General features: G+C 46.2%; 15 protein-coding genes. 8 read left to right on the top strand and 7 right to left on the bottom strand.

Annotated features, from left to right (window positions below; all coding sequences use genetic code 11):
• The first annotated feature begins 2 nt into the window (after nucleotides 1-2).
• From Q1A08_RS01660 to Q1A08_RS01690, 7 genes are all read left to right on the top strand, one after another.
• Nucleotides 3-1,742: a cytochrome c3 family protein gene (locus tag Q1A08_RS01660; RefSeq protein ID WP_299768776.1), complete on the top strand. Its 1,740-nt coding sequence runs from the start codon at nucleotides 3-5 to the stop codon at nucleotides 1,740-1,742.
• Nucleotides 1,739-3,754 carry a heme-binding protein gene (locus tag Q1A08_RS01665; RefSeq protein ID WP_299768779.1) on the top strand — a complete coding sequence of 672 codons (2,016 nt, stop codon included), beginning with the start codon at nucleotides 1,739-1,741 and terminating at the stop codon, nucleotides 3,752-3,754. Before Q1A08_RS01660 ends, Q1A08_RS01665 begins: the two co-directional genes overlap by 4 nt.
• 12 nt (nucleotides 3,755-3,766) lie before the next feature.
• Nucleotides 3,767-5,716, top strand: a complete 1,950-nt coding sequence (locus tag Q1A08_RS01670) for a hypothetical protein (protein ID WP_299768782.1) — start codon at nucleotides 3,767-3,769, stop codon at nucleotides 5,714-5,716.
• 64 nt (nucleotides 5,717-5,780) lie between these two features.
• The gene (locus Q1A08_RS01675) at nucleotides 5,781-9,560 is read left to right on the top strand and encodes a hypothetical protein (protein WP_299768785.1); all 3,780 of its coding nucleotides are present in this window, start codon (nucleotides 5,781-5,783) and stop codon (nucleotides 9,558-9,560) included.
• A gap of 2 nt (nucleotides 9,561-9,562) precedes the next feature.
• Nucleotides 9,563-10,876 carry a multiheme c-type cytochrome gene (locus tag Q1A08_RS01680; protein WP_299768788.1) on the top strand — a complete coding sequence of 438 codons (1,314 nt, stop codon included), beginning with the start codon at nucleotides 9,563-9,565 and terminating at the stop codon, nucleotides 10,874-10,876.
• Between the two features lie 12 nt (nucleotides 10,877-10,888).
• Nucleotides 10,889-11,902 (top strand): protein phosphatase 2C domain-containing protein, encoded by a 1,014-nt coding sequence (locus Q1A08_RS01685; protein WP_299768791.1) that lies wholly within the window; start codon nucleotides 10,889-10,891, stop codon nucleotides 11,900-11,902.
• A gap of 161 nt (nucleotides 11,903-12,063) precedes the next feature.
• Nucleotides 12,064-12,951: an FHA domain-containing protein gene (locus Q1A08_RS01690; RefSeq protein ID WP_299768794.1), complete on the top strand. Its 888-nt coding sequence runs from the start codon at nucleotides 12,064-12,066 to the stop codon at nucleotides 12,949-12,951.
• A 118-nt stretch (nucleotides 12,952-13,069) separates the two neighbouring features.
• Here Q1A08_RS01690 and Q1A08_RS01695 read toward each other — a convergent pair whose 3' ends face one another.
• From Q1A08_RS01695 to metH, 7 genes are all read right to left on the bottom strand, one after another.
• Nucleotides 13,070-13,537 carry a DoxX family protein gene (locus Q1A08_RS01695; RefSeq protein ID WP_299768797.1) on the bottom strand — a complete coding sequence of 156 codons (468 nt, stop codon included), beginning with the start codon at nucleotides 13,535-13,537 and terminating at the stop codon, nucleotides 13,070-13,072.
• Nucleotides 13,538-13,711: 174 nt separating this feature from the next.
• Complete coding sequence (locus Q1A08_RS01700) at nucleotides 13,712-14,494, bottom strand: putative DNA-binding domain-containing protein (protein ID WP_299768799.1); 783 nt, start codon at nucleotides 14,492-14,494, stop codon at nucleotides 13,712-13,714.
• Complete coding sequence (locus Q1A08_RS01705) at nucleotides 14,491-15,426, bottom strand: DUF692 domain-containing protein (protein ID WP_299768802.1); 936 nt, start codon at nucleotides 15,424-15,426, stop codon at nucleotides 14,491-14,493. The genes Q1A08_RS01700 and Q1A08_RS01705 overlap by 4 nt, the downstream gene beginning before the upstream one ends.
• 18 nt (nucleotides 15,427-15,444) lie before the next feature.
• The gene (locus Q1A08_RS01710; RefSeq protein WP_299768805.1) at nucleotides 15,445-15,726 is read right to left on the bottom strand and encodes a DUF2282 domain-containing protein; all 282 of its coding nucleotides are present in this window, start codon (nucleotides 15,724-15,726) and stop codon (nucleotides 15,445-15,447) included.
• 26 nt (nucleotides 15,727-15,752) lie between these two features.
• Nucleotides 15,753-16,232, bottom strand: a complete 480-nt coding sequence (locus Q1A08_RS01715; RefSeq protein WP_299768808.1) for a YHS domain-containing (seleno)protein — start codon at nucleotides 16,230-16,232, stop codon at nucleotides 15,753-15,755.
• Nucleotides 16,233-16,761: 529 nt separating this feature from the next.
• Nucleotides 16,762-17,583, bottom strand: coding sequence for an AraC family transcriptional regulator (locus tag Q1A08_RS01720; protein WP_299768811.1), 822 nt, complete (start codon nucleotides 17,581-17,583; stop codon nucleotides 16,762-16,764).
• Nucleotides 17,584-17,954: 371 nt separating this feature from the next.
• A complete protein-coding gene (metH, locus tag Q1A08_RS01725) occupies nucleotides 17,955-21,647 on the bottom strand; it encodes a methionine synthase (RefSeq protein ID WP_299768814.1) in 3,693 nt (1,230 codons plus the stop codon).
• A 387-nt stretch (nucleotides 21,648-22,034) separates the two neighbouring features.
• On the opposite strand from metH, the gene nfuA reads away from it, so the two are divergent.
• Nucleotides 22,035-22,634 (top strand): Fe-S biogenesis protein NfuA, encoded by a 600-nt coding sequence (gene nfuA / locus Q1A08_RS01730; protein WP_299768817.1) that lies wholly within the window; start codon nucleotides 22,035-22,037, stop codon nucleotides 22,632-22,634.
• Nucleotides 22,635-22,724 lie beyond the last annotated feature (90 nt).

Raw genomic sequence — 22,724 nt, forward strand, 5'->3', positions numbered from 1 at the left:
CCATGCTCTATTTAATACGACAAACAAGAAAAACAGGCACTAAGGTTATTGATCAAAACGATAGCCAATTGGATGCTGCTGCAATAAGTATCGGTTCTGGTGAAGGTCAGCTGGTTCAGCTTGCTGGGGAGGATGTCTCGGCAAATCACCTAGTGGTAACCGCTGTTGATAACCAAAGTGCGAAATTTGAATGCGCTAAAGGCTGTGTAGTCGAGCTGGACGGTCAGCCGCAAAGTAAAGGTGCAATAGGCCTTGGCCAACAATTAACGATTGGCAGACACAAGCTTATATTGCAGGCTCCTCCTGCCGGTTTTTCCTGTGCCTTAGAGTTTGAAATTGATGCGGATGTTAAGCACTCAACTAAGCAGCGATTCAAGACCGATTTGCAGGGTGTGGGCTATAATCGAAGCTTAGCTTATATTGCATCAGCACTGGTCTTATTGTTTGCTTTGGCATTGCCAATATGGTCCATGTTGAATAGTGAGGCTCGTGATACGCTATCAAAAGTTGGGATTCCAACCGATAAGCATTGGTCTAGCGGTCCGCTAATTCCAGCCCATCGAATTCCAGCGATTGGTGATGACTGCACAAGTTGCCACGCAAAACCTTTCGAAGTTGTACAAGATAAAGCTTGTCTTTCATGTCATAGCAATACCGAGCAGCATGTTCATAATAAGCATCCAGCTATTCCTGCCTTTGAAGAGTACCGCTGCGGCAGCTGCCATAGAGAACATAACGAGCCAGCAACTATTATTATTAAAGATCAGTCGCTCTGCGTAGATTGCCATGGTGATATTGCTAAGTTAGGTAATATTACTCAAGAGGAGTCAGTGGCTAATGTTTCTGGTTTTAATGAAAAAACTCACCCAGAGTTCCGCTTAGGCTTGCTTGGTTTCGATGGTTTTAAGTGGCAGCTATCTAGGGTTCCTTACAGTAAAGAGCTGCAAGAAAACTCACAACTAAAATTTCCTCACGATTTACATTTAGATATCGATAAGGTTCAAAGCCAAGACAGTGGTGAGGCTTTGGAGTGTAAATCTTGTCATGTGCTTAGTGCGGATAATGAGCATTTTGAGCCTATAACCATGGAAGGAATGTGCCGTGATTGCCACGGTTTGGGATTTGATGATACTGAACCAAGTCGACAGCTTCCGCACGGATCACCTTTGTTGGTTAAGCAAACTCTGGAAGAATACTATATTCGCATGTTTGCCGATCCAGATTCTGGCGTGGAAGGTATTGATCATGTGCGTCGTGTTCCAGGCAAGAGTCGCGACCTTGATCGCTGTAAAAAAGGTGCTTTGGTTTGCGGTAAAGAACGTGCTGCCTTAGAGCTGGAAAACCAGTTCACCAAGACAGGTTGCATTACTTGCCACGAAGTGGAAAAAACGGAAGCTCGCCAGTTGGCCGGCAAGAAAAAAGCCGATAATTTTTGGACGGTTAAACCGGTCAAACTTAATAATGATTGGTTCTCGCAGGGTCGATTTAACCACTCTACCCATTTGTTATTACGCGATGCACCTGTCGATGAGATTTGCCAAGACTGCCACAAGGCCGGTGAATCATCTGAAAGTCACGATATTTTAATTCCTGGACGCGATAACTGTTTACAGTGCCATGATGACCAGGCCGAGCATGCCGCACCTTTGGATTGCGTAGCTTGCCATAATTACCATATACCCGGAAATCAGGCGATTTGGTTGAAAGAACTGCCTGCTGTTTTGGAGCAAAAAACACCATGAGATTAAGCCGTAAGGGATTCAGCCTTAAACCCTGCCTATTGTTGGCCACTAGCATCAGTTTGTTAAGCTGCGGTGGAGGGGGAGGTGGCTCTGGTACCGCGCCCAATGAAGGCACCCCAACTCCGCCTCCGCCACCACCGCCAGTGGTGTGTGAGGGCAATTGTACTAACGCCGATTCTTTCTTGCGTACAGCTGATGTCGAGAAGGTGGTGCAACAAGCGGTTGCAGAAGCAAAAGCGCTTGGCGTTGCGGCAACCATAGCGGTAGTTGATCGTGTCGGCAATGTACTTGCGGTCTACCGTACAGCAGATATTGATACCAGTAAGTCACTGCTGATCTCTAGTAATAAGCAAGGCTTAAGCGATATTGATGGTGGTTTGGAAAATATTCAACTCCCTTTAGCTGTTGGTGGAGACGCACTCGCTGCTATTTCTAAGGCGATTACGGGGGCTTATTTATCGACCGAGGGCAACGCATTTAGTAGCCGTGTCGCCAGTCAAATTGTGCAGGAACACTTTAACCCTGGTGAGAGAGTGCAACCGGCAGGCCCGCTTTTTGGTGTTCAGTTCAGTCAGTTAGCCTGTTCTGATTTTACCTTGGATAACTCTGTAGCAGGTATCGGTCCGAAACAAGCGCCGCTGGGTTTATCAGCCGATCCAGGCGGCTTTCCTCTATATAAAGATAATGTTCCCGTCGGTGGTGTCGGTGTGATATCAGACGACTTTATCTACACCCTAGATAAAGTTGTTGTCGATTCTGATATGGATCAAGACGAGCTAATCGCGCTTGCGGCCACAGTTGGCTTTGAAGCTCCCGCTGATCGACGAGCTGATCGTATAACAGTTGATGGTAAGGTCTTACGATACACTGATGTTGAATACAGCCAGCTAACGGCTGCTCCGGGTGCAGCGTCAACATTAAATGATAGTGATGGGCAGTATATTCCTGTACCAGACTATATTGATGGCAATGTACGTGCAGGCCAAGCTTTTGGTCAGGCTAGTTCAGGCATCAGAGCTGATACTACGACTTATCCAAATCGCGAAGCCTATGTATTTGTAGATGCGGCGGGTCAAGATCGTTTTCCCCCAACAGATGGTACAGAATTAACCGCCGATGAAGTGCAAGCGATCATTGATGAAGCTCTTGGTGTTGCCAACCAATCACGTGCCCAAATTCGACGACCTTTAAGTACTAAAGCACGAGTAACTATTTCCGTTGTCGATCTGAATGGTGATGTTTTGGGCATGGCTCGTACCTTGGATGCTCCGGTTTTTGGTGCAGATGTGTCCTTGCAAAAGGCGCGTACGGCGGCATTCTTTTCAAATCCGGCGGCGGCAGATTTCTTGCAAAACTTGCCGCTAACGCAATATTTAAACTCTGACTTAAGCCCTAAGCGCAACATTGATATTGCAAATTATGTGCAAGCTCTAAGGGATTTTGTTGAAGACAGCTCGGCCTTAAGTAATGGCATTGCCTTTTCTGATCGAGCTGGCGGAAATTTGTCGCGTCCTTTTTATCCAGATGGTGTTGATAATGCTCCACATGGACCATTAAGTAAGCCAGCAGGAGAGTGGAGTCCATTTTCTACGGGCTTGCAGCTCGACCTCACCATGAATGGCATTGTCAGCCACCTATTACATGTTGCAGGCCTGCAAACGGATGACGTCGGCAACAATTGCGTTGGCGTCCCATTCGGAGGGACAGCAAGCTCTGCTGCCAATAACATCGCCAATGGCATTCAGATTTTCCCAGGTAGTGTACCCATTTATAAGGGCAATACCTTGGTCGGTGGCATTGGTATTTCAGGGGACGGTGTTGATCAGGACGATATGATTGCCTTCTTGGGTGTTCATCGTGCCGCCGAAAAAATGAATGGAAGCTTCAATAATGCGCCGGCTGAAATTCGCGCTGATACCTTAACGCCACAGGGAACACGATTGCGTTATATAAGTTGCCCGCAATCACCCTTTATTGACAGCGACGAACAAAATGTTTGCTCAGGAAAGTAGGGGATTAACATCATGGCACGGATAGATAAGCCTTTTTTCGCTTTGAAACTGAAGCCAATATTGAATCACGGTTTAATAAAGGCCTCTGCTTTAGCTGTTGTAGTATCGACCGCGCAACTACCACTGGCAGCCAATACTCTCGCACAAGCACAAACCCGCCAGGAATGTGAGGCAGCGCAAGCAGCGAATAAAGCTAAGCGCCGCAGACGCCCAGGTGGCCGCGTTGACTGTAGCCAGCTTCCCGATGCTAATGAACAGATTGTTGAAACGGTTATCGATGGTAAGCCCCAGCGACGAACGCCAGGGCCAGTTAATGACGCCCGTTTAAAAGAAGAGCAAACCTTTACGGTATTGCGAGAAGACGTTGAGGAATCCCCAGTACCTCGCCCGAAGGTGAGTGATTTTGAAGACAGTATAGTGTTTCCTGATCGCTGGCGTATCGTTGAGGCTATAGGCTATACCGATAATTGGTGGGATCCGTACAACCGAAATACCTTAAAAGGAGATGTTCCTCTTCATGATGATTGGTTTTTTAACCTCGGCGTGATTTCCGACACCATTTACGAAGGCCGAAAAGTCGTTACGCCAGTCGGGCTTATCACCACATCTGACCCAGGTGATTTGGATCTATATGGTAACACCGAGCAGCATTCGGTGATCCAGCAAGTCGCTATGGAATTTGTCTATTACAAAGGTGATACGGTATTTAGACCGCCGGATTATGAATTCCGCTTTATCCCGGTGTTTAATTACAACCACACCGTTGTTAACGAGCTAGCCGGGATTAATGTAGACCCTCAGCGTGGGGTGCGTCGAGACGATAACTTTGTTGGTATTCAAGGTGCATTTATCGATGTGCACTTGAGGAATGTGTCTGATAATTACGATTTCGATAGTATCCGGGTTGGTATTCAGCCATTTAATAACGATTTTCGTGGCTTTTTGTTTCAGGATAATCAGTTAGGTGTGCGCCTATTTGGTATTCGTAATAACAACAAGATCCAATACAACCTGGCGTGGTTTCGTCGTTTAGAAAAAGATACCAACAGTGGCTTAAATGATATTGGAGAAGCGCCCCGTGAAGACGATGTCTTTATTGCCAATGTCATTTGGCAGGATTTGATCGCGCTTGGACATTTTTCTCAGTTTTCTATCGTTCATAATCGTAACCGAGAAGATGAATTCTTTTACGATGTTAATGATCTGATTCAGCGACCTGCTTCTTTGGGCTTTGAACGTTTTAGAAACTACGATGTAACCTATTTAGGATTCAGTTCGGACGGTCACTTTGGCCGTATCAACGTAACCCACTCACTTTACGCCGCCTTGGGTGAACAGAATAGGGGCCCCTTTGTTAACCAGCGCACTGATATTCGATCCTTCTTCGCTGCTGCAGAGGTAGGCGCTGATTATGACTGGATACGCTTGCGTGGCTCGGCTCTGTGGGCTTCGGGTGATGATAATCCCTTTGATAACGAAGAAAATGGTTTTGATGCGATTTTCGAAAACCCACAGTTTGCCGGCGCTGATACCAGCTATTGGTTAAGGCAGGGGGTACCACTAGCTGCTGGCGGTAAGGTAACGTTATCGACGCGTAATGGCCTATTGAATAATCTACGCGCATCAAAAGAACACGGCCAATCTAATTTCACCAACCCAGGGGTGAGGTTATTAGGTGTCGGTGCAGATTTTGACGTTCTTCCAGAGCTCAGAGCATCCGTTAACGTTAACCAGCTTTGGTTTGATCAAACTGAGGTCTTGGAAGTTGCAAGGCAGCAGGCGGATATTGATGAGTCGATTGGTACGGATGTGTCCTTATCATTGATTTATCGACCGTTTATGAGTCAGAACGTTGTTGTTCGTTTGTCTTACGCGGCCTTGCTGCCGGGCAAGGGCTTTGAACAGCTATTTGGTGATGAGACCCAACATTCGTTGTTATTTAATTTGGTGTTGACCTACTAAATTTGTGATGTTTGCCAGAAAAAGATTTGAAGCTGCTGTAGCAAGCGGCTCGCAAGGAAAAGTAATGAAGCCAATGGGAACGGAAAAAGCCATGTGTGCACAAGAAGAAAGAACGCTAGCCAAGGCCGTTACAAAGCCCATCATAAAAGGGCTGCTGTTACTGAGTGCTTTATTGGCGCCAAGTTTTGTTTTCGCTGTTGGCGGGCCTAAGCCGGTCGAGCGAGATTATGTGACGGCCGCAAATGCTCCCGCTTCTCAAAGCCCGGAACTCGTCTCTAAGAAAAACGAGGGTTGTGTTAGTTGCCACACTGAATCCGATAGTAAAAATATGCACAATAACCCGGCCATCCAACTGGCCTGTGTAGATTGCCATGGTGGTGATTCCAGTATCGTTCGAAGCTCTGAATCACCAGGTGATGAAGGCTACGCTCGTTTACGAGATCAAGCCCACGTATTGCCTCGTTATCCGGAATTGTGGAATTTCCCTAGCTCCGCAAACCCAGAGCGGACATATACCTTACTCAATAAAGAAGCGCCTGAATTTATACGTTTTATTAACCCAGGCGATTTGCGCATTGCTCGTGAGGCCTGTGGTGCTTGCCATTTGAATGTGATTCAGGCTTCTGAAAGAAGTTTGCACGCCACGGGTGCTATGCTGTGGGGTGGGGCTTCTTACAATAACGGCATCTTGCCATTTAAGCAGTATTTACTGGGCGAATCCTATAACCGCGAGGGCGAAGCCACGGCTTTGAAAAACCCCACAGAAGTTACTCCGGAAATGGCGGCCAAAGGTATTGTTGCGGCGCTTTATCCTTTGCCCAATTGGGAAACGGTTAAGCCCGGTGATATCTTCCGCGTATTTGAGCGCGGTGGTCGAAATATCACTAACTTATTTCCAGAAACTGGTATCCCCAACAGTTTGGGATTGATTCAACGTTTAGAAGAACCAGGACGCCCGGATTTTAGGCAGTCTAATCGAGGCCCGGGTACCGGCGCTAGAATTTCTGTTCCACTAATCAATATTCATAAAACGCGTTTGAATGATCCCTTCTTATGGTTCATGGGTACGAATGATCAACCTGGAGATTATCGACACTCAGGCTGTACCTCTTGTCACGTTGTTTACGCCAACGACCGTGACCCGAAACACTCGGGGCCTTACGCGCAGTTTGGCCATACAGGCAAAACACAAACGATAGATCCAACGATTCCAAAAGACGAATCCGGTCACCCGTTAAAACACCAGTTTACTCGAGGTGTACCTAGCAGCCAGTGCATGATCTGTCATATGCACCAACCCAATATGTTTATGAATACTTATTTGGGTTACACCATGTGGGACTATGAATCGGATGCACCGGCGATGTGGCCAGAGGAGCAACAATATCCTTCTGAGGCGCAAAAGCGTAAAGTGTTAGATCGTAACCCTGAAGGTGCTGCGCCTCGTGGTAATTGGGCCGACGTAGAATTCTTAAAAGAAGTTGCCTCCTTAAATCCAAAGCTAAACGACACCCAGTTTGCTGACTATCATGGTCACGGTTGGAACTTCCGGGCTATCTTTAAAAGAGACCGTAAGGGTAATCTACTCGATGCCGAAAACAATATGGTATCGGATGATGATCCCGATAAATTTAAAAAAGCTGTGCATATGTCCTCGATTCATGCGGACGTAGGCATGCATTGTTCCGATTGTCACTTTGCACAAGACAACCATGGTAATGGGCACATCTATGGCGAAGTCGCCGCCGCCGTTGAAATTGCTTGTATCGATTGTCACGGCAGTGCGCAACGTTACCCTAACTTACTAACCTCCGGCCCAGCGAAACTGGGTAAGGGTGCAGATCTTTCTGTACTCCGTAACCCTGACGGCCAGTTACGATTTGAATGGCTTGAAGGTAAGTTGATCCAACGCTCCTTGGTAACACCAGGCTTAGAATGGGAGCTTAGTTTGGTGAAGGACAGTGTGAGCAAAGGGCATCCGCAATACAATGAAAAAGCAGCCCGTGCTAAGTTAATGTCAAAAGACACCGCAGAACAAAATTGGGGTGAAGATGTGCCGGAGGATCAGCTGGCGCATACCTATGAAAATATGGAGTGTTACACCTGTCATACGGCGTGGACAACAAGCTGCGGCGGTTGTCACTTGCCTATTGAGGCCAACGTAAAAACCGAGCGCCATCATTATGAAGGTGGAGAGTCGCGTAACTTTGCGACCTATAATCCGCAAGTGTCGCGTGATCAAATTTTCATGATTGGTAAGCGGGAAGAACATAAAGGTGGTAAGTATGCACCGATTCGCTCTACCTCAGCCTTGGTATTGTCTTCGACTAACTCAAACCGTGAGCGGATCTATATCCAGCAGCCTCCCGTTGCGTCTAGTGGCTTTAGTTCGCAAGCGATTAACCCGCATTTCCCACATACAGTTCGCAAGACTGAAACCAAAACCTGTAGTGATTGCCACTTGGCAAACACTGAAGACAATAATGCGATCTTTACTCAAACCTTAGGTGTAGGAACTAAGTTTATCGACTTTATCGGCCGCTTTGCTTGGCTGGGCGGTGATGGCGAAGTTGTTGGTGTGCAAGTTACCGAATGGGACGAGCCTCAGGCGGTTTATGGCAGCTACTTACATAAGTATGCCTATCCTGATTGGTACAATGATCACCAAAAAGCTGGCCAAGAGTTGCAGGTAGGCTACAGTCATAGTTCTGGGCGCAGCTCTTGTTTGCAGATGCGTGGCGAATATCTCTACACGGCGGCAGGTAAGCAAGGATTACAGGTCTATGATATTGCCTCTATTGATAACAAAGGTGTTTCCCAGCGTATTATCTCGGCACCATTTAGCCCACTTGGCCACAACCCGAATGTACCGAGTAAAAACGCAACCTGTATGTTGATGCCCACAACTCAGCCAGTTGCGCCAGCGCGAAACACTGGTGAGCTGATGCGGGTGACCAATATGGAACAACCAATGCATCCTTTATATCACTATGTCTATGTGACGGATGCAGAAGAAGGGTTAATTCTAGTCAATATCGATACCTTCTCCGACGGTGAACCTCGCAATAACTTTTTGGAACGTGCCGCTACTTGGAATGCCAATGGCATATTAAATGGCGCGCGCCATATAAGTATTGGTGGTCACTATCTTTACATTGTTGCAGATGCTGGTTTGGTCATTGTTGATATTGATAAGCCGCTATCGCCGCAGTTGGTGTCGGTGACACCATTGAATGATGGTCGAGCTTCGGCCGTACAGTTTCGTTACTTGTTTGTGACTGATGCGGATGGACTAAAAGTCATTGATATTACTGACCCCAAGCAACCCTCTCTATTGGCGAATAACACGATCGCTTTGGCTGATGCACAAAAGGTTTTCATTGCTCGAACCTATGCTTATGTCGCGGCTGGCAAAGATGGTTTGGCAATCATTGATATAGAAAAGCCAACCGCCATGAAAGTGCAGCAAATGTTTAACGCTGGAGGCAAGCTCAGTGATTCTCAAGATGTCGTTGTTGCGAGTACCAATGCCTCCTTGTTCGCCTATGTTGCTGATGGGACTGGTGGTTTAAAAATACTTCAGTTGACGTCTCCGGAAATTCAGCCAAAATTTTATGGCTTTAGCCCGCAACCGAATCCGCATCTAATTGCGCATTACCCAACGGAAAAGGCAGCCTTAGGTTTGTCGAGAGCGCTAGAACGTGACCGTGCTGTTGATGAAACTGGTGGCCAAGTAGCGGTATTCGGCCGTCGCGGTTCTCGCCCGCTGAATAAAGAAGAAATAAATAAGCTTTACAAAGATAAATCCGGCAAGGTCTGGACCGTAAAAGATAAAGAAGAGTAGTTATGAAAAAAACGATCTTGAAACTACCGGTGTTTATTTTTAGCTTGGCATGCTTAGCGGCAAGTGGGCATGCCTTAGCCGAGGAAAACCCAATCACGGGAAAAGACAAGCACATGGGTGTTGCTACCTGTGCTTCCAGTGTGTGTCACGGTAAGCCGGCACCGGATGCAAACTCATACGCGCTGTTAAATGAATACCGCACTTGGAGCCGTGAAGACTTACACTCCAAAGCTTATAAAATTCTATTCAATGCTGAGTCTAAGCGGATGGCCAAAAATCTCGGCTTGGCTTCGGCTCATACGGCGGATATTTGCTTAGATTGTCATGCGGATAATGTTCCCCAAAGCCAGCGTGGCCCTAAGTTCGTCATTCGTGACGGCGTTGGCTGCGAAGCCTGCCATGGTGGCAGTGAGAAATGGTTAGATAGCCATTATAAAAAAGGCGTAACTCACGCAGAAAATTTGGCGGTAGGCATGTACCCAACTGAATCGCCAAAGCCTAGAGCGGAAATGTGCCTATCCTGCCATTTGGGTACTAAAGATAAATTCGCCACGCATCGAATAATGGGAGCAGGGCACCCTCGTTTGGCTTTCGAATTAGAAACTTTCACCGCAAATCAGCCCGCTCATTATGTAGTTGATCAAGATTATCTTGAAAGAAAAGGGCAAATCGAATCCGTGACTATGTGGGTTGCCGGGGTTTACTACACCGCTAAGCAAACCTTAGAGCTTTATAACAGTCATTTGCTAACGGCTAATGGAATGATTCCTGAGCTATCTTTCTACGATTGTCACGCCTGCCATCATCCGATGGATAAAAAGACTTGGCGCCAGACAAGTATCGAAATTGGATTAAAACCCGGAGATTTACGCTTAAACGATGCGGCACTACAAATGTTGGTGGGTATTGCCTATATTCGTGATCAGGAAGGCGCCCAGCGATTACTGCAGCTTTCACGTGATTTGCATGTCGCTTCTCGTAAAGATGTTAACAGTCTTAGGTCTTCCGCCAAGGCGGCATTAGCAGAACTAGCAAGCATGGAGGTGGCACTATTGGATCGCAACTACAGTAGCAATGAAATTAATTCTTTGCGACAAAGAATCCTAAGCAAGAGCGCCGCCGGTCAATATCGCGATTACACCAGTGCTGAGCAAGCCTTCTTGGGGGTTGAGACGCTAACATTGGCTTTAAATCAAAGTGAGCGATATAGTGCACAAATGGACAGCTTTTATGCTTCACTCGCCAGTGAGTCTGCGTTTCAGCAGGGGCGTTTCGCCAGTGTCGCAAAAAATCTGCTTTCAACCATGTACCCATAGCGAGGTGAGTCAGTGCTAAAAATAGTAGGATGCACCCACACGGGAAGACGTGAGCTAAATGAAGATTCCTTTCTAGCGGATGATGAACTGGGCTTGGCGGCTGTGGCTGATGGCATGGGAGGCTATTCCTCAGGTGAGGTTGCAAGCGCAATCGTGGTTTCCACCCTTTGGAACGATTTAAAGGAAGGCGAAAAAAACTTAGAAGAGTCGGTCGCCAATGCTCATCTAGAAGTGAAAAAAGGCGTTTTGGACGGACGTGGTGGAGCTGGAATGGGCTCGACCGTGGTCGCAGCGAAATTTGACGGTTCGCGTTTTGATGTCGCCTGGGTTGGCGACAGTCGCGCTTATATATGGGATGGGCACGAACTACGGCAAATCAGTCGTGATCACTCCTACATCGAGTCATTGCTGTCGCGCGGCATTATATCGGCTGAAGATGCCAAAACACGTAATGATCGCAATTTGGTGACTCAGGCCTTAGGGGCAGAAGCGCTTGTTGAGCTGGATATCGGAACCTGCGAAGGAGATTTGTATCAGGGCGAGCTACTGCTCCTCTGTAGTGATGGCCTAAACGATGAGTTAGGCGGTTTTGAGATCGCAAGGCTTCTTCATGATAATGCCGCCGAGGGTCTTGAGAGCTGTTGTGAAAAATTAGTCCAGGCCTCATACGATGCTGGCGGTAAAGATAATATTACCGTGATGCTGGTGAGTAATGATGTTGTTGCGCCAGAATCCGGCCGTGTACCAGCAACAATTGTAGAAACCCATAATCTATCGGGGCACAGTGAGTATTTCCCGCTAGGCGTACAAAATGATGGCGCCCATATCACCAGCAGTGAGAGTGTCACTGAAGAGTTTTCCACTACTCAAGTGTATGCGGTTAAGCCCAAGAGTCAGTTAGATTACGATGCATTGGATGATCATATCGGTGGTGGCACGCCAAGTTGGCTAATTACGATGGTTTGTCTGCTTTTATTGGCAGGGCTGCTTGGGCTGCTCGTTTATTTGGGTATAATCAGCTTCTGATATTGCTTTGATGTAGCAATCAGCTGATTTAGGCGCTGCCTAAGCTTAATACAGCTTTCATAATGGCAGCGTAAGCTAGTTTATTTGTTTTCTGTATCAACGCAGATTTCAAACACATAGTAAAAGATTAAACAGTAGTAAGAATAAGTAAAAGGTCGAAAATGATGGTTGAGTGCACAAGCGACAACTGTAAATTGAAGAATCCGCAAACAGGCGAGCTGTTATCTTTAAGCGCCTCTACCATCCTAGGGCGTAGTGATGATTGTGACATAGTTCTAAAAAGCGATGTGGCCTCTCGTCGACACGCGTCTATCGAAATAAAGGATGGCAAGCTGGTTTTGTTAGATCTGGGCTCAAGTAATGGCTCATTTCTAAATGGTGAAAAAATAAACGATTCTTCTGATCTGTTCGATGGCGACTTAATTGTGATCGATACCGACAGCTTTAGTGTTATTTCGCCCAATAAGCGTGAAGCCGAAGCGGATATTCCATCGGTTTGGTCTGAAGGGGAAGGACTAGAAAGCGCTTCACAGACCCAAATTGTGTTCGATGTAGAACGTTCTGCGGCTGTTTCAGACTACATGGCGGGCCGTATTGATATTCCAGCGCTTGGCGCTGTCCCACGTTTAGTTGGCCTGTCAGACGCTGTCAGAGGTCGAATCTATGAGCTGCAAGGTGATCAAGCGACTAACATCTGGCACCTAGGGCGTTCAGAAGAAGTGGACATCGTAATCGACGATGGCAGTGTTTCTGGTAAGCACGCCCAGTTGGTGAATGATGGTGTACTCTGGAAAATTGTTAATTGGATGTCAACCAACGGTACTTTTGTAAATGATAAAAAAGGCTTGTCTACCTTTTTGAAGTCTGGCGACATCATCCGCTTAGGGTCTGTAGAGTTTGCCTTTGAAGCGAGATTGTCCAATAACAATTCAGCAGCCGCTAGCGTTAAAACGGCTAGCCAAGAATCCGGCTCATCGAAGACTGGCCTAATCATGGGAGCAGTCGTTGTTGTGGTAGCTATTGCAGCTGCAGCCGCATTCTTGCTCTAAAATTTTAGGGCTGTAAATTTAAAAAAAGCCGCTATAGCGGCTTTTTTTATGTCCTTTTTATATTCGCTTTATGAAAGGCATAAAAAGGAGCAGTTGCTAGTCAACAACCACTGGCAAATCAAAGCTCTGTGTTGCTTTTAGCAAAAAATTTAGCAATCAATGTATCGATAGCCAAAATGCCTGAGCCCCATAGTAGATTCAGGCCCAATAACAGACCCCAGATAACATGCCCAGCAAAGGCTGCGGGCGCTATTTCTTCCAAGCTAATTACGGCAACAACATTTACTACGCTCAATCCAAGTGCCGCAAATCGTGTGCTGAACCCAAAGGCCAATAAAACCGGTAAAACAATTTCACCTGCAGTACCTAGAAATGCGGCTACAGCCGGAGACAAAAAGGGTACCTGATACTCATATTCAAAAAGAAAAAGCGTTGTTTCCCAATCATTGAGCTTCGTTAAGCCTGAAGCGAAAAACACCCAGGCGACGTAACAACGCGCAAGTAACAACGCCAGGTGCTGGGGGTATTCTAAATATCGGCTTAGCTGCAAGTAATTCTGGTAGTGGTTTCGTATACTAGAGTTCATAATTTTCTCCGTTGTTACTCGTTTAATTGGCTCTAGCTAATAAAGAGCGCAAGGTAAAAGGTATTATCGGTAGTGCTGTTAAAAGAGTGCTATAAAAATGGTGCTGTTTCATGTTGCTAATTCCAGTTGTCCAAGCTCACTGTGGCGGTTTCTGTAGCGTTCTACGCTCACAGCTCATTGAATGTAAAGTTCACTAATGGCTTGGTGTTGGATCAGTAAACTCAATACGCTGCCCAGGTCTAAGCCTTTATTTTCACCGCTTCGATGCGCTTTGATCTCGATCGTGTCCAAAGCAGCTCCGATACTTAAGCCGTTTATACAGGCTGAAATGAACGCGAATTCATTTTTAGCCACCGCTATTGAGTGAGCTTTATAACGACAGCGATAAATCATCAGTCGTTCTTGATATTCATCTTGCTCAAGTTTTTTCTTAGCTGACTGTAGATACTGATCAGGTTCAGCAGCTTCGCTGAGGTTTGCTCGATAAATATCTTCTATGGGATAAGGGCTTTCCAGTATGCGAAAGCTTTCTTGAAAGCGAATGTATACATTATCGATTTCGCTTTCTTGCAGTTTGAAAACACTTGATTGGTTGAATAACTCATCCTTAGATCGTTCGCTTTCAAATATCAGCGCTTCGTAACGGGCCACATCGCTTAGATAGGGGTATGATTCAAAGGCTTCATTACTGGCAATAATCTTAGCGAGTAAATGCCCAAATTCAGACCAGTCCGCGGCTTGTAATGGCTGCTGCTGCAAATGCATTGCCGCCAGCGCTTTTAGGGCTTCATCGCCAATTAATTGCTGAGTGCAAGGGTAGGCAATGGACAAGCTTCTAAAGGCACTGGCCAGTAGGTTATTCTGATAAACCTGAGTATGTGCTGCTGATGTGTCTTGTTCACCAAAGCGGTATATGTCTTCGAGCACAGAACCTTGCAGTGTCTGGATATCACTCATGACGGTAGCGCCTGTTTTAGGTAATACTCTGACTCCAGCTCACTGACAATAGCCCGTGCTTTGTCCAGCTCAGCCACTAAAGTTTCCCAGCTTGGTAGCGAATTGTCCCATTCAATCAAAGTGGAAACGTTGCCAAGGCGCTGAATAGTATTGCGATACAAAGCCCAGCATTCATCAGATACTGCCTGAGAGTGATCGTCGATATAAAAACTGGCTACCTTATCTTGGCTAAAGCCTGCTAGATGAATTTCTTGTACGGCGTTGAGGTTTATAGATTCGGTCCAGCTAATAGCATCGTGGAGCGGATTACTACTTTGCTTGTTGTGGGCGTTGATCAAGATATTGTTTAGATCAAGTAGCAGTCCACAGTTGGTTTTTTCGACAAGCTGGTTTAAGAAGTCTGTTTCCATCATTTCATCTTCATCGTACTGAAAATACGAAGATAGATTTTCAACAAGGATTTGGCGACCTAACTTGTCTTGGACATAGTTAACATTATCGCTCAGCGCCGAAAGCCATTCTCGGTTAAAAGCTAGGGGTAATAGATCACCGGTAAATATTGGCTTGGCGTTTGTACCGGATTTAGTAGCGGCCCGGTTAAAGCTTGCATGATCTGATAAAAATAGAGGTTTATGTTCCTGATTTAATCTTGCGATAGTTTCCATATAGCTATCGCTGGGTCGATCGATTGAACCTAGCCCCATGGCAGTGCAGTGTAAACTCAGCTCGTAATGCTTAGAGATCTCACGGATAAGCTCAGCACTGGCCCCGCCTGGGGCGAAGAAATTTTCAGTGTGTACTTCCACAAAGTCGATATCAGCGGGACAGGTCAGGGCCTGCTGGTAATGCTCGTGACGCAAGCCAATACCAAATAGCTGTGCATCATTAAGCGCTTTTGTTGGATTGCTCGATGATATAGCAGGCCCTAACATGTTTATCTCCCTGATCGATTAAGCTTTTTTAGAAGCTTTGTACTTCTCTTTGGCTTCTGCTTTCAGCATACCGCCAAGGTCTACGCAAGTGCCTTTGGCTACGAGCTTCCATTCACCTGGATCGTTATCAACCTTTGATTGGCCTGCACATGAATGTGTACCAGCTAGGTTGCCACAATCATTTTGGCCAGCTTTGGCAACGCCGTAGCATTTTTCTTTCGCTGCGGCTTCGCTGACCGGAACCATGGTGGTGGATACTAATGCGGCTAAAGCCGCGCTTGCTAAAATACTCTTGTTCATAGCTATTCTCCGCTAATGTTGGAAAATTACTCTTCAGCCAAAACTTCAGCGTCTACAGTACGGATGCCATTCCAGTTACGGTAGGCTGTTGTTAGATTGCCGTCGATGTCAGAAGACCATTTCTTTTGAACATCTTTGTTAAGGTTCAGGTAAAGCTTGTTGTCAACAATTTTCCAAGCGTATGGGTCAACGTCCAATTTCTTATTCAGTGCAACACCCATCGCGCAGTAACCACCAAATTGTGGTGCATACTTTTCAGGTGAGGCCTTAAATAGATCGCGGTTGCTCGCACTGCGAAAGTGGAAGATGGCACCTTTGTGGGTCGCGGTGTACTTGGTGTTACCTTTGCTAGGCTTGCCTTTCTTAAAGTAAGAAACGGCATCGTAACCACTGATCGCCAGATCGTTTTTGTCAGCATTGACACCAATATCGGCCGCAAAAGTTAGGCTGCTCATGGCAATAGCTGAAGCGGCAGTTAAGGTTTTTAGTACTCGATTGAATTTCATAATTTCCTCGCTAAGTCTTTAGGTTTTGGCCATCGCTTGGCCTATTAAGCTGTGATGACTCTTCAATCACGGTGACCAGTATAGGTAGGAAAAAATATTAAAATTAACCAAACGTACAGAAAAACGAGCCAATCGTTCAGCCTTACAAAGGTTTACTTCGGGCTTATCTTTTGCTTAACAATTGCTTGATTTTACTTTGCGTTGAATATGATGGTGGCTTGTTGCTGTTAGGCTGGAGAGTTATATATTGTAAATGTATAAGCTAATAACAAGCTTATTTGTCTATCTTGGTTTTTGCGAAGTTACTCTTGTTGGGGTAGCTAATGACTTCGACGCATAGCTAGACCCTGGGTCTTCGCTTGTTGAATTTTAGAAAAGAAGATAATAGTTACGCTGACGCAAGCTTATAAATTAATAAAACGATTTAGATAAAGTTAGTTGCAAGCAATATAGCTAAATTGGGGTTTCAGAAGGGTAAGGGGTAAGTTAAAAAGGAAAGGGCGGGCAGCAAAACTCAGTGCTTATCCTATTAAGCGCTGAGCTTCTCTTTAAGCCATTCTTTAGGGCTGATACCATAGCGCTTGCGAAACACCCTGCTGAGCGCTGATGCATGCTCGTAACCCACTTCATGGGCCACCAGGCTCACCGGTTTATTGTTAATTAGAAGTTCTTGGGCCTTAACTAATCGTATTTCGGTAAGATATTCATTAGGCGTCTTGCCTACAGTATCTTTAAATAAGGTGGCAAACTTAGAGCGTGACATGCTTGCCGTCGCTGCCATGCTATCTAGGTTCCAACTATCTGACGGGGCTTTTTGAATGGCTGCTATTAGTTTGGATAACTGTGGGTGCACCAAGGCTGAAAGAATCCCGTGGACTACAAGCCCCTTTTCAGTAACATGTCGGAGAATCTGGATAAAAATAATGTCGCTAAGTTTGTCCAGCATCATTTGTTTTCCGGGCGTCTCTTGGAAAGCTTCTTCAAACAGCCAGTTTGCAGCGCGTTGAAGATGCTGGTGGCTGGCGCCATCAAAATAAATAAAGCGTGGTAGAGAGTTAACGAACTTTTCTTGTCCCTGCCCAAAATGAATTTTGGCGCAGACCAGTTCAGCGTTTTCACTATCGCCTACGGAAAGTCGGTGATTAGATTTGCTAGGGATGAAAATAACAGATGGACGATCTAGAAATATTTTGTGCCCATCCTCAGTAACAATGTTTAAAGTTCCTGATTTCAAGACATGTAAATGCCCGCAGCTGTTGTCGCCGATGGATTGCAAGCCGCAAAGCTGACCACTGAAAAACACCTCTGTATTGAAGTCGATTAAACCCGCCGTTTCACTAAGCTGATCCATACTTAAAGCTTCTTATCATTGATGGTGGGCGTACTGTGCGTCTTTACATTGCTTGAATCAAGGTTGATAAACAAAACTTGATAATCAACAAGTGGGCTTTACTCAGGATTTTGAGGGCTCACAGTTTTCTGTGTTTAAAGCCCTAAAAACCGCGAATTTTTGCTGGCGGTGTTGGCTTATAAGCGTATAGTTTATAGGTAAAAGGGCAATAGCTTGATGCCCGAGAAGTGGATGTTTCTGAACTCTATAGCTGATAGATCGGCTGGACGAAGCTTCACAGCTGCCGATCTACCACTATAAGCGAGCAGCTCTATGAGTTGCTGATATGATGTTATTGATAATGGATTGTACAGATTTCCAAAAGCTGGCCTTTAATAGGCCAGATTAGGTCGTATCCATTTTTCAATGTCTTCCTGCTTAAGATCTCGGCGCTGCGCTATTGATTGCACCTGATCTTCCTGGATTTTGCCAACATTAAAGTACTTACTTTCTGGGTTGGCAAAATACCAGCCGGATACTGAGGCAGCGGGAGTCATGGCGAAATGCGTACTGAGCTCTACGCCAATATTTTCTTGGGCATTTAGTAGTTCGAAGAGAAACTCCTTTTCGCTATGATCCGGACAGGCAGGGTAGCCAGGAGCAGGGCGTATGCCTTGGTACTTCTCCTTGATAATCTCTTCATTGCTAAGCTGCTCATCGGCTTGATAGCCCCAAAACTCTTTACGAACCCGCTGGTGCATATGTTCAGCAAAGGCTTCGGCCATACGATCTGCCAAGGCCTTAACCATAATTGCCGAGTAGTCGTCACCATTACTTTCGTATTCTTTGGCAAGGGCTTCAGCGCCTAGGCCGGTGGTCACACAAAATCCACCTATATAATCTTGCTTGCCGCTATCTTCGGGGGCGATAAAGTCCGCTAGGCTCAATAGTGGTGGCTCCGCCACATCCCTAGTCGCTTTAATAGCCTGTTGGCGAATAGGCTGAATGTTGCCCAAAACCTTGCCGGCTTCGTCGCTAATCTGAATGTCTTCTTGATTGACTTGATTGGCTGGCCAAATACCGATAACGCCCTTCGCTTGTAGCTGTTTTTTCTCGATTAACTCTTTAAGCATCTTTTGCGCGTCGGCAAATAGGCTGGTGGCCGCTTCGCCAACGATTTCATCCTCTAGAATAGCGGGATATTTTCCAGCCAAATCCCATGAGATAAAGAAAGGTGTCCAGTCGATGGCGTCGACAAGCTCTTCTAATGGGTAGTCATCAAATACTTGGGTCCCGACCAGCTTTGGAGTAACCGGTGTAAAGGCATCCCAGTCTATCTGTAAGCCGCGACCTTTACTTTCTTCATAGCTGATTTGTTTGCCCTTGGGTTTGCGGTTAGCGGTACGTTCGCGAACTTTTACGTACTCACTTTTAATATCATCAATATAGCTTTCTTTGTTCTTAGACAATAACTTGCTAGCGACACCTACCGCTCGCGAAGCGTCCGCAACATAAATAGCTTGATCAAGATCGAACTCGGGATCAATTTTGACGGCGGTGTGGGCTTTTGATGTTGTCGCTCCGCCAATCAGCAATGGTTTTTGAATATTCTGTCGCTGCATCTCTTTGGCAACGGTAACCATTTCATCAAGCGATGGAGTAATAAGACCTGATAAACCGATAATGTCGCAGTTTTCTTCGATCGCTGTTTTCAAGATGTCTTCGCAGGGCACCATGACGCCGAGATCAATCACCTCAAAGTTATTACACTGCAATACCACGCCAACAATATTTTTTCCGATATCGTGCACGTCACCCTTAACGGTGGCCATGAGAATACGGCCATTGCTCTTTGCGCCTTCGTCTTTTTCATCTTCAATATAGGGCTGCAAATAGGCTACTGATTGCTTCATGACTCGGGCGGATTTTACCACCTGCGGAAGAAACATCTTACCTTGGCCGAATAAGTCACCGACAACATTCATGCCGTCCATCAGTGGGCCTTCGATAACATCGAGAGGTCGCGTGCTGGCGATGCGAGCTTCTTCGGTATCTTCCTCAATAAAATTGTTTATGCCTTTTACAAGGGCATGCTCCAAACGTTTGCTTACCGGCCAGTCGCGCCATTCTAGGTTCTCTGTTTTTGCGCCACTGCTGCCATCACCACGATACTTATCGGCGATTTCAAGTAAGGCTTCGGTAGCTTCCTCGCTACGGTTGAGGATTACGTCTTCAACTTTATCTTTTAGTTCTTGCGGCAAGTCATCGTAAACGGCGAGCTGGCCAGCATTCACAATGCCCATGTTTAGACCGGCTTTAATGGCGTAATATAAAAATACGGAGTGAATCGCTTCGCGTACTGGGTTATTTCCCCTAAAAGAGAATGAAACATTACTTACGCCACCAGAAACACCGGCGTGAGGAAGGTTTTCACGAATCCACCGTGCCGCCTCAATGAAATCGACGGCGTAGTTATTGTGCTCTTCAATGCCGGTGGCAACAGCAAAAATGTTTGGATCAAAAATAATATCTTCGGGTGGAAAGCCTACTTGATCGACCAGTACTCGGTAACTGCGTTCGCAGATTTCAATTTTCCGAGCAAGGCTGTCGGCCTGTCCCTCTGTATCAAAGGCCATTACAACAACAGCGGCGCCGTAGCGCATGCAAAGTTTTGCCTTGGCAATAAAGTCTTCTTCGCCTTCTTTTAAACTGATCGAGTTAACGACGGCTTTACCCTGTATGCATTTTAAGCCAGCTTCGATAACCTCCCATTTAGACGAGTCCACCATGATAGGTACGCGGGAAATATCAGGTTCACTAGCTATCAGGTTTAAAAATTTCACCATGGCCGCTTCGGCATCCAGCATGCCTTCGTCCATATTGATGTCGATAATTTGCGCGCCGTTTTCTACCTGCTCTTGGGCAACCTCTAGAGCGGTGTCATAATCTTCTTCAATAATCAGGCGTTTAAAGCGCGCAGATCCGGTGACATTACAACGCTCGCCGACATTAACGAACAAAGAGCTTTTCTCGATATTGAATGGCTCCAAACCAGCTAAGCGGCAGGCAACATCAAGTTCTGGAATTTTACGAGCTGGATGTTTGGCAACTGCAACGGCGATAGCCTTAATATGTGCGGGCGTTGTACCGCAGCAACCACCAATGATATTTACAAAGCCGCTGGCTGCAAACTCTTCAACGACTGTCGCCATTTCTTCTGGCGTTTCATCGTATTCACCAAATTCATTAGGTAAGCCGGCATTAGGATGCGCCGAGACGAAACAGTTGGCAACCCGAGAAAGCTCTTTTAGGTAAGGGCGCAGCTCATCGGCACCGAGTGCACAGTTCAATCCTATTGAGATAGGTTTGGCGTGAGCTAAGGAGTTGTAAAAGGCTTCTGTAGTTTGTCCAGAAAGGGTGCGGCCAGATGCATCGGTAATCGTACCCGAGATCATAATAGGTAAGCTTTGGCCGACTTCCTCAAAATATTCCTGTACCGCAAACACCGCAGCTTTGGCGTTTAGGGTATCAAAGATGGTTTCAATCAAGATAAGATCAGCGCCACCGGCGATAAGCCCGGAAACCGCTTCGCGATAGTTCTCAACTAATTGGTCAAAGGTCACATTACGGGCGGACGGGTCATTTACATCGGGTGATATTGAGCAGGTGCGGCTGGTAGGGCCAATCACCCCAGCAACATAGCGTGGACGGTCAGGTGTTTTGGCCGTCATGGCATCGGCGGCTTCGCGTGCTACTTTCGCCGACGCTAGGTTGATCTCATAAGCCAGCTCTTCCATTTGGTAGTCGGCCATCGAAACCTGGGTGGCATTAAAGGTATTGGTCTCAATAATGTCGGCACCGGCTTCCAAGTAGGCCGTGTGGATGTCTCGAATAATATCTGGCTGGGTGATCGAAAGCAGGTCATTGTTACCGGCCACGTCCATATGGTAATCCGCAAAGCGCTCACCGCGATAATCAGCTTCTTGCAGCTTGTAGCCTTGAATCATGGTGCCCATACCGCCATCCAGCATCAGGATACGATCTTGCAGTTGTTCTCGAATATCAGGGCGTGGGCTTTGACTCATGGTTTCATTCCTTCTTGCTTCGGCGCTACAGCTGGTTCAAGTAGTGGTTTAAACCAGTTGGGCCAGGCGCTACATTTGTTATATGCCACAATGACTAGTTAATGCTATGGCTAGTATTGGCTTGTTCTTAACTATAATTCTTAAAGATAGACCTAAAAGAAAATTCATATAGCCTCGCATTATACCTATATCAAAATATTTCGATATAGATTTTGAATTCTAAGCTTATTCATATATTGAGGCTGTTTGATTGCCGCGCCGTACTACATTGCAGGGCATATAAATTTGTCTTAGCGCTAAACCCACTTCACACACAAGGTTTTTATATTAGCGTTCATGATTTAGAATAACCGACCTGTGAATTAAGGTATTTAAAGAGCCTGTTATATGAGTGATACGCCTGTAGTCGATGTGGATTTTACCCCTTCAGCCCAAAGCTATTTAGCTGAATTATTGTCAAAGCAAGACGGTGAGGGCATTGGTATTCGCATGTTTGTATCAAACCCAGGGACGCCACAAGCGGAAACCTGCATAGCTTATTGTCGTCCCGGAGAAGAACAGGAAGGTGATATCCAAGTTCCTTTGGATGGTTTTACCGCGCATTTCGAGGCGCGCTCGATACCTTTCCTAGCCGAAGCTAAGGTTGATTACTCGGCGGATAAGATGGGCGGCCAGCTCACGATTCGAGCGCCTAATTCAAAAATGCCTAATGTTACCGACGACAGTCCATTAGAAGATAAGATTAACTACATCTTATTCAACGATATCAATCCGGGCTTGGCTTCTCATGGTGGTGAAGTGAGCTTGATTGAGATTACCGATGATAACTACGCAGTATTGCGCTTTGGTGGTGGCTGCCAGGGCTGTGCCTCAGTGGATATGACCCTAAAAGATGGTGTTGAAGGCACTTTAAAAGCTAAGCTGCCAGAGCTTGCTGGTGTTCGCGATATCACTGACCACAGTGACCGTTCTCAAGCTTACTATTAAGCAGCATCCTTGCTAAGTTCCTTCCAGCTTAACACTTTAGGATGCTCCCAAAGCCAATGCCAAGCAGAGGCTTTGGGGCCTGCGTCAAAG

It is taken from the genome of uncultured Pseudoteredinibacter sp., from assembly GCF_947500695.1.
Classification (GTDB): domain Bacteria; phylum Pseudomonadota; class Gammaproteobacteria; order Pseudomonadales; family Cellvibrionaceae; genus Pseudoteredinibacter.

Coding starts and splice junctions, on each gene's coding strand:
- Q1A08_RS01660 (WP_299768776.1), top strand. CDS start 3: ATGCTCTATTTAATACGACAAACAAGAAAAACAGGCACTAAGGTTATT.
- Q1A08_RS01665 (WP_299768779.1), top strand. CDS start 1,739: ATGAGATTAAGCCGTAAGGGATTCAGCCTTAAACCCTGCCTATTGTTG.
- Q1A08_RS01670 (WP_299768782.1), top strand. CDS start 3,767: ATGGCACGGATAGATAAGCCTTTTTTCGCTTTGAAACTGAAGCCAATA.
- Q1A08_RS01675 (WP_299768785.1), top strand. CDS start 5,781: ATGAAGCCAATGGGAACGGAAAAAGCCATGTGTGCACAAGAAGAAAGA.
- Q1A08_RS01680 (WP_299768788.1), top strand. CDS start 9,563: ATGAAAAAAACGATCTTGAAACTACCGGTGTTTATTTTTAGCTTGGCA.
- Q1A08_RS01690 (WP_299768794.1), top strand. CDS start 12,064: ATGATGGTTGAGTGCACAAGCGACAACTGTAAATTGAAGAATCCGCAA.
- Q1A08_RS01695 (WP_299768797.1), bottom strand. CDS start 13,537: ATGAACTCTAGTATACGAAACCACTACCAGAATTACTTGCAGCTAAGC.
- Q1A08_RS01700 (WP_299768799.1), bottom strand. CDS start 14,494: ATGAGTGATATCCAGACACTGCAAGGTTCTGTGCTCGAAGACATATAC.
- Q1A08_RS01705 (WP_299768802.1), bottom strand. CDS start 15,426: ATGTTAGGGCCTGCTATATCATCGAGCAATCCAACAAAAGCGCTTAAT.
- Q1A08_RS01710 (WP_299768805.1), bottom strand. CDS start 15,726: ATGAACAAGAGTATTTTAGCAAGCGCGGCTTTAGCCGCATTAGTATCC.
- Q1A08_RS01715 (WP_299768808.1), bottom strand. CDS start 16,232: ATGAAATTCAATCGAGTACTAAAAACCTTAACTGCCGCTTCAGCTATT.
- Q1A08_RS01720 (WP_299768811.1), bottom strand. CDS start 17,583: ATGGATCAGCTTAGTGAAACGGCGGGTTTAATCGACTTCAATACAGAG.
- metH (WP_299768814.1), bottom strand. CDS start 21,647: ATGAGTCAAAGCCCACGCCCTGATATTCGAGAACAACTGCAAGATCGT.
- nfuA (WP_299768817.1), top strand. CDS start 22,035: ATGAGTGATACGCCTGTAGTCGATGTGGATTTTACCCCTTCAGCCCAA.